Consider the following 8473-nt stretch of genomic DNA (forward strand, 5'->3'; position numbering starts at 1 on the left):
TAGGCGATGATGGCAAGTGAGCTCCTGGTAGGGCAGGGACGTAAGCACTCACTGGCCTACCAGGAGTTCGCCGGTATCCGGCCCGTCACACGCCGATGCTCACCGAGTTTTCAGATGCACACTAAGATTGCCTGGTGACCAGTGCGCCAGAGAACCCGCAGAATCCCGCCGACGCCCTCCCCAAGAGCTGGGACCCCAGCGCTGTCGAGGCCGATCTCTACCAGGGCTGGGTAGATGCCGGGTACTTCCGGGCCGATCCGACGAGCGACAAGCCCGGCTATTCCATCGTGCTGCCGCCACCGAACGTCACCGGCAGCCTGCACATGGGCCACGCCCTCGACCACACCCTGATGGACGCGCTGACTCGCCGCAAACGCATGCAAGGTTTCGAGACGCTGTGGCTGCCCGGCATGGACCACGCCGGCATCGCCACCCAGACCGTCGTGGAGAAGCAACTCGCCGCCGACGGGAAGAAGAAGGAAGACCTCGGCCGCGAGGCGTTCATCGACAAGGTGTGGGACTGGAAACGCGAATCCGGCGGCACCATCGCGGGCCAGATGCGCCGCATCGGCGACGGCGTCGACTGGTCCCGCGACCGCTTCACCATGGACGAGGGCCTGTCCCGCGCCGTGCAGACCATGTTCAAACGCATGTACGACGACGGGCTCATCTACCGCGCCGAACGACTGGTCAACTGGTCGCCGGTGCTGCAAACCGCCATCTCCGACATCGAAGTCAAATTCGAAGAGGTCGACGGCGAACTCGTCTCCCTGCGCTACGGCTCCCTCGACGACGACGAACCGCACGTCGTCGTCGCGACCACCCGCGTGGAGACAATGCTCGGCGACACCGCCGTCGCCGTCCATCCCGACGACGAGCGCTACCGACACCTGGTCGGCACCACGATCTTCCATCCGATCACCGAGCGGCAGATCCCGATCATCGCCGACGACTACGTCGACCCCGCGTTCGGCACCGGCGCCGTGAAGATCACTCCGGCGCACGACCCCAACGACTTCGAGATGGGTCTGCGGCACAGCCTGCCGATGCCGACCATCATGGACAAGGCCGGCAAGATCGCCGACAGCGGAACACGTTTCGACGGAATGGACCGTTTCGAAGCCCGCGTGAAGATCCGTGAAGCGCTCGCCGAGCAGGGGCGCGTCGTCGCCGAGAAACGTCCCTACGTGCACAGCGTCGGGCATTCCGAGCGGTCCGGCGAAACCATCGAGCCGCGCCTGTCGATGCAGTGGTGGGTGAAGGTCGAGACCCTCGCGAAGGCGGCGGGCGACGCGGTCCGCAACGGCGACATGGTGATTCACCCCAAGAGTCAAGAACCGCGCTGGTTCGACTGGATCGACAACATGCACGACTGGTGCATCTCCCGGCAACTGTGGTGGGGCCACCGCATCCCGATCTGGTACGGCCCCGACGGTCAGGTCGAATGCTTCGGCCCCGACGAGACCGCCCCCGACGGCTGGGAGCAGGACCCCGACGTGCTCGACACGTGGTTCTCCTCGGGCCTGTGGCCGTTCTCCACGATGGGCTGGCCCGAGCAGACCGCCGAGCTCGAAAAGTTCTACCCCACCAGCGTTCTCGTCACCGGCTACGACATCCTGTTCTTCTGGGTCGCCCGCATGATGATGTTCGGCACCTACGTGTCCGACGACGAGGGCCTCGGCCCGGTCCCGTTCACCGACCTGTTCCTGCACGGCCTGGTCCGCGACCAGTTCGGCAAGAAGATGTCGAAATCCCGCGGCAACGGCATCGACCCGCTCGACTGGGTCGACCGCTTCGGCGCCGACGCCCTGCGCTTCACCCTCGCGCGCGGCGCGAACCCCGGCAGCGACCTCGCCGTCGGTGAGGACCACGCCCAGTCCTCCCGCAACTTCGCCAACAAACTGTTCAACGCCACGAAGTTCGCGTTGATGAACGGCGCCGTCGTCGCCGAACTGCCCGCGCGCGGGGACCTGACCGACGCCGACCGCTGGATCTTGGACCGGCTCGAGCAGGTCCGCGCCGACGTCGACGCGGCGTTCGAGAAGTTCGAGTTCTCCAAGGCGTGCGAGGCGCTGTACCACTTCGCGTGGGACGAGGTCTGCGACTGGTACCTCGAACTCGCCAAGGTACAGTTCGCCGAGAACGGAGACCGGGCCGCGCACACCCGTGCCGTGCTCGGCACCGTGCTGGATTCGCTGCTGCGCCTGCTGCACCCGGTTATCCCGTTCGTCACCGAGACACTGTGGAAGGTGCTCACCGGCGGTGAATCGCTGGTCGTCGCGTCGTGGCCCGCCGCGAGCGCACAGGCTGCCGACGCCGACGCGGCCCGACGCGTCGAGGACATGCAGAAACTCGTCACCGAGGTGCGCCGCTTCCGCAGCGACCAGGGGCTCAAACCGTCGCAGAAGGTCGCGGCGCGGATCGCCGCGATCGACGCCGCCGACCTCACCGCGCAGGTTGCGGCTGTGCGGTCGCTGGCCCGCCTCACCGACCCCGAGGACGGGTTCGCCGCGACCGCGTCTGTGGAGGTGCGCCTGTCCCGGGCGACCGTCACGGTCGAGCTGGACACCTCCGGCACCATCGACGTCGCCGCCGAGATCGCGCGCCTGCGAAAGGATCTCGCGGTCGCCGAGAAGGAACTGGCCGGCACGTCCGGGAAGCTCGGCAACGAGGCGTTCCTCGCGAAGGCCCCCGCCCCGGTGGTCGAGAAGATCACCGCGCGCAAGCAGATCGCCGAAGAGGAGATCGCCCGCTTCACCGCGCGACTGGCGGAGCTGGGGCAGGCGTGAGCATCGACCAGCCCGGGGGGCCGTCCCCGGTCGACCTCGCGGAGCTGACGCTGGTCGAGGCCGAACTCGACCAGCGCTGGCCCGAGACGAAGATCGAACCGTCACTGACCCGCATCGCCGCGCTCATGGACCTGCTCGGGTCGCCGCAGCACGGCTATCCGGTCATCCACGTCGCCGGCACCAACGGTAAGACGTCGGTGACCCGGATGATCGACGCGCTGCTGACCCGGATGCACCGGCGTACCGGCCGCACCACGAGCCCGCATCTGCAACTGGCCATCGAACGGATCAGTATCGACGGGGTGCCGGTCTCGCCGCGCACCTACGTCGACACTTACCGCGACATCGACCCGTACGTGCGGATGATCGACCAGCAGTCCGAGGCCGCGGGCGGCCCGAAGATGAGCAAGTTCGAGGTCACCACCGCGATGGCGTTCGCCGCGTTCGCCGACGCGCCCGTCGATGTCGCCGTCGTCGAGGTCGGTCTCGGCGGTCGCTGGGACGCCACCAACGTCGTCGACGGTCAGGTCGCGGTGATCACCCCGATCGGCATCGACCACACCGGCTATCTCGGCGACACCCTCACCGAGATCGCGGGGGAGAAGGCCGGGATCATCAAGCCGGCCCGTCCGGACGATCTGGTGCCCCGCGACACCGTCGCGATCATCGCGCAGCAGGAACCGGAAGCGATGGAGGTGCTGCTGCGGCAGGCCGTCGAGTCCGATGCCGCGGTCGCGCGGCAGGGTTCGGAGTTCACGGTGCTGCAACGGCAGATCGCCGTCGGCGGCCAACAGTTGGAGCTGCAGGGGCTCGGCGGCGTGTACAGCGACATCTTCCTGCCGCTGCACGGCGAACATCAGGCGTTCAACGCGTCCTTGGCGCTCGCCGCGGTCGAGGCGTTCTTCGGGGCCGGACCCGACCGGCAACTCGACGTCGACGCTGTGCGTGACGCGTTCGCATCCGTGGTAAACCCGGGCCGGCTCGAACGGGTGCGCAGCGCACCGACGGTGTTCCTCGACGCCGCGCACAACCCGCATGGTGCGAAGGCGCTCGCGGCGGCGCTGGCCGACGAGTTCGACTTCCGCAAGCTCGTCGGTGTGATCTCGGTGATGGCCGACAAGGATGTCCGCGGGCTGCTCGAAGCCCTCGAGCCGGTGTTCGACGAGATCGTCGTCACCCACAACGGGTCGCCGCGTGCCATGAGCGTCGACGACCTCGCCGATCTCGCCGTCGCCCGGTTCGGCGACGAACGTGTGGTGACGGCCGAGACGTTGCCCGATGCGATCGAGACGGCGATCGCCCTCGCCGAGGAGGTCGCCGAACCCGGTGAGGCAGTATCGGGGGCGGGTGTCGTGGTCACCGGATCGGTCGTCACCGCCGGCGCCGCCCGCAGTCTGTTCGGAAAGGATCCAGCGTGAGCAACGACAGCCCGGACGGGCAGGACCCCGGGATCCGGCCGCCCGCGAAGGACCCGTGGAAGGGTTTCCGCGGCGTCATGGCAGGCACGTTGGTGCTCGAGGCGATCGTGGTACTGCTCGTGCTGCCGGTCGTCGCGGCCGTCGGTGGTGGACTCGACGGGTTCTCCCTCGGCTACATCGTGGTGCTGGCGGTGCTGATGTTCCTCGGCGCGGGCGTGCAGGGCCGTTCGTGGGCGATTCCGTTCAACCTGGGTCTGCAGGTGCTGACGCTGCTCGGCTTCTTCATCGACCCGGCGCTCGGTGCGGTGGGCGTGCTGTTCTCGGTGGTCTGGGCATATCTGCTCTACCTGCGCAAGGACATCAAGGAACGGGAGGCGCGGGGTCTGCTCCCGGGGCAGCGCGACTGAACCTTTACGCTGTTCGGCGTGACTGAACGGACACTGGTACTGATCAAGCCCGACGGCGTCGCACGCCGTCATGTCGGAGAGATCCTTTCGCGCATCGAGCGCAAGGGCCTGAGCATCGTGGCGTTGCAACTGCGTACCGCGACCGTCGAGGTTGCCGGAACGCACTACGCCGAACACGAGGGTAAGCCCTTCTACCCGGGGCTGATCGAGTTCATTACCGGTGGTCCGCTGGTCGCGGTGGTGCTCGAAGGCCCACGCGCGATCGCTGCGTTCCGGCAGCTCGCCGGCGGCACCGATCCGGTCGAGAAGGCCGTTCCCGGTTCGATCCGCGGCGACCTCGGTCTGGAGGCAGGGGAGAACCTCGTGCACGGCTCCGACTCGGTCGAGTCCGCCGAGCGCGAGATCGCGCTGTGGTTCCCGGAGCTGGCGGGCGTCTGAGTTCGCGATTGTTTCCGTGTCGACGGCGCCCTTCGGGGCGCCGTTGGCGTATCCGGGCAGTCCTGTGTGGGATACTGGGCGAGGTTGCTCCGCATGAACACGTGCGGAACGGCCGACGACATCACGGATCGATGCCCGACATCGCGGTGGCCGAGAAGCGTAGGAGACTCCTCGCTCGGCGACATGCTGGATGTTCCGGCGCTCGATTCGCGATCAAACCAGGCAACGCTGGGCCGCACGGTGAAAACGGGCACCGGACGATCGAGCGATGCACGACCAGGGATCTCGCGCCCGAGGGGTGCGAGCACACAAGCTGCGCCCCCGCGTGGCCGCGTCACATTGCTTTCTTGTGCGGTGGACGCGCCCGGGGGTCTTAGGAGACTTACGTGGCCGATCAAGTGCCGCAGGACAACAATTCCACCGAAGCCGCAGCGGAGCTGCCCGCGAAGATTCGCGTGCACGCCCTCGCCAAGCTGCTCGGACTGACCAGCAAACAGGTCATTGCGAAGGCCGCCGAGTTCGGGCACGAACTGCGCAGTGCCCACTCGACCCTGCACAGGGATGCCGCCGAGCAGATTCGCGTCGCGCTGAACGCACCACCGGCCGACGAGGGCGCACCCACCGAGGTGGCACCCCAGGTCGAGCCGGAACCACAGGTCGAGCCGGAACCACAGGTCGAGCCGGAAGCCCAGGTCGAACCGGAAGCCCAGGAAGAATCGGCGCCCGAGCCCGCCGCCGCATCCGGAGATCACCTCGTCAGTACTGCGTCCCTGTTCACTTCCCCGGTGCAGGACACACCGCTGTTCGAGGCCCCGCAGTCCGCAGCCCCCGTGGAGCAGCCGGTCGATGTGCCGTTGTTCTTGCAGCCGGAGTCGACGCCTCCCGCCGAGAGCATCCCGCGTCGTCGTCGTGCGCGTCGCGCCGCCGAGGCGCCGGCCGAGCAGGCCGTCGAGTCCGACGACGCTCCTGTCGAGGAGGCGCCCACCGAGGACGTTCCCACGGACACCGCCGACGGTGACGACGATCATCCGCGCCGTCGTCGGCGCGGACGTCGCGGTCGGGGTCGCGGTCGCGGCGAGACCGCCGAAGGCGGAGACGACACCGAGAGCACCGACACCGACAGCGCCGTAGCACGCGAGTCGGAGTCCGCCGAAGTGTCAGAGTCCGCCGAAGTGCCTGAGTCCGCTGCGGAGTCCGGCGAAGCTGTAGAGGCCGACAAAGCGGAGGCCGACGACGCAGCGGAACCCGAGGACGCTGCGGAGTCCGGCGACAACGACGAGCAGGGCGACGGCACCTCGCGCCGTCGCCGTCGTCGCCGTCGCCGCAAGGGCAGCGAGACCGCGGACACCGCCACCGAGGAAGATTCCGTTCCCACCGTCATCCACGAGCGTGAACCGCGCAGCAAGGCCCGTCCTGCGAAGGACGAGGTCCAGGGCATCAGCGGTTCGACGCGGCTGGAAGCGAAGCGACAGCGCCGCCGTGACGGTCGCGAGGCAGGACGCCGCCGCCCGCCGATCCTCACCGAATCCGAGTTCCTCGCCCGCCGCGAATCCGTCGACCGTGTCATGGTCGTGCGTGAGCGCACCGAGGGCACCCATGCCGGCATGACACAGGTCGCGGTGCTCGAGGACGGCATTCTCGTCGAGCATTTCGTCACCAGCGCCAATTCGGCGTCCATGGTGGGCAACATCTACCTGGGCCGCGTGCAGAACGTGCTCCCGTCGATGGAAGCGGCGTTCATCGACATCGGACGCGGTCGCAACGGCGTGCTGTATGCCGGTGAGGTCAACTGGGAAGCGGCTGGACTCGGCGGCAATTCCCGCAAGATCGAGCAGGCACTCAAGCCCGGCGATCAGGTCGTCGTGCAGGTCAGCAAGGACCCGGTCGGGCACAAGGGTGCCCGACTGACCACACAGATCAGCCTCGCGGGCCGCTTCCTGGTGTATGTGCCAGGCGGTTCGTCGACCGGCATCAGCCGCAAGCTCCCGGATACCGAACGCAAGCGTCTCAAGGAGATCCTGCGCGAGATCGTCCCGGCCGAGGCCGGCGTCATCATCCGCACTGCCGCCGAGGGCGTCAGCGAAGAGGAACTGTCGCGCGACGTCACCCGCCTTCAATCGCAGTGGGCCGCGATCGAGGAGCACGCCGCGAAGGTGAAGTCGGACGCGTCCGGCCATCCCAAGACGCTGTACGAAGAGCCGGACCTGCTCGTCAAGGTCGTCCGCGACCTGTTCAACGAGGATTTCTCGAAGCTGGTCATCGAAGGCGACACGTCGTGGCGCACCGTCGAGAACTACATTCGCACCGTGGCGTCGGACCTGCTGCCGCGCGTCGAGCAGTACACCGGTTCGAGCAGCGTCGACGTGTTCGGTGCCTACCGCATCGACGAACAACTCGCCAAGGCACTCGATCGCAAGGTGTGGCTGCCGTCCGGCGGCACACTCGTCATCGACCGCACCGAAGCGATGACCGTCGTGGATGTCAACACCGGCAAGTTCACCGGTGCCGGCGGCAACCTCGAGGAGACGGTCACCCGCAACAATCTCGAAGCGGCCGAGGAAGTCGTGCGGCAGATGCGGTTGCGGGACATCGGCGGCATGATCGTCGTCGACTTCATCGACATGGTGCTCGAATCGAACCGTGACCTGGTGTTGCGCCGCCTCACCGAGGCCCTCGGACGTGACCGCACCCGCCATCAGGTGTCCGAGGTGACCTCACTGGGTCTGGTTCAGATGACCCGCAAGCGGCTCGGAACCGGCCTCGTCGAGGCGTTTTCGACCACCTGTGAGCATTGCCACGGTCGCGGTCTGATCGTCCATTCCGATCCGATCGAATCGAAGCCGGCCGACGAGTCGGGCCGGTCGAAGTCGGAGGGCGGCGGATCGCGGCGCAAACGCAACCGTGATCGTGGGGCAGGCCAGGAGTCGCCGCAGGCACAGCCCGAGCCGGTGGAACCCGCAGCCCATCATCATGTGACGCAGGAAGAGGCGGCGGTGCGCCGGGCGCATCCGGTCGCGCTCGCGATGGCCGCCCACCACGGTGCCGAGTCGAGCATCGACGGTACTCCCGAGAGCATGCCGGATCCCGCGGTGATCGATGCCGGGACGGTTGCCGCAATCGAGGTACCTGATGCGAGCGCAGCCGAGTCGGTCGGTGATATCGAGACAGGAGAGGCTCAGGCGACGCCGGACGAGTCCGCTGCACCGCTGGTAGAGGCGGAGGTTGCGTCGGTGGAGCCTGAAGCGCCGGTGGAGCCTGAAGCGCCGGTGGAGCCTGAAGCGCCGCGTCGGCGCCGTGCCCGCCGGGTGTCCCGCGCGGCCGCCGCGCCGGTCGGGGACAGTGACAGTGCCGGGACCGTCTTCGTCATCCCGACAACGACTGTCGCCGAGGTGCCCACGGCCGAACCGGTACACACCGGTGC

5 protein-coding genes are annotated in these 8473 nt (G+C 67.8%); all 5 read left to right on the plus strand.

Annotated elements, in window-relative coordinates; all coding sequences use genetic code 11:
* Window positions 1–131: 131 nt before the first annotated feature.
* Window positions 132–2789, plus strand: coding sequence for a valine--tRNA ligase (locus tag WAX14_RS05210; protein WP_422627030.1), 2658 nt, complete (start codon window positions 132–134; stop codon window positions 2787–2789).
* Window positions 2786–4207, plus strand: a complete 1422-nt coding sequence (folC, locus tag WAX14_RS05215) for a bifunctional tetrahydrofolate synthase/dihydrofolate synthase (RefSeq protein ID WP_422627026.1) — start codon at window positions 2786–2788, stop codon at window positions 4205–4207. Before WAX14_RS05210 ends, folC begins: the two co-directional genes overlap by 4 nt.
* Window positions 4204–4614, plus strand: a complete 411-nt coding sequence (locus WAX14_RS05220; RefSeq protein ID WP_422627027.1) for a DUF4233 domain-containing protein — start codon at window positions 4204–4206, stop codon at window positions 4612–4614. Before folC ends, WAX14_RS05220 begins: the two co-directional genes overlap by 4 nt.
* Window positions 4615–4632: 18 nt before the next feature.
* A complete protein-coding gene (gene ndk, locus WAX14_RS05225) occupies window positions 4633–5052 on the plus strand; it encodes a nucleoside-diphosphate kinase (RefSeq protein ID WP_422627028.1) in 420 nt (139 codons plus the stop codon).
* 386 nt (window positions 5053–5438) lie between these two features.
* A partial coding sequence (locus WAX14_RS05230) for a translation initiation factor IF-2 N-terminal domain-containing protein (RefSeq protein WP_422627029.1) occupies window positions 5439–8473 on the plus strand: 3035 nt, incomplete at its 3' end.

This window comes from Rhodococcus sp. (in: high G+C Gram-positive bacteria), from assembly GCF_049299235.1.
Taxonomy (GTDB): Bacteria; Actinomycetota; Actinomycetes; order Mycobacteriales; family Mycobacteriaceae; genus Rhodococcus.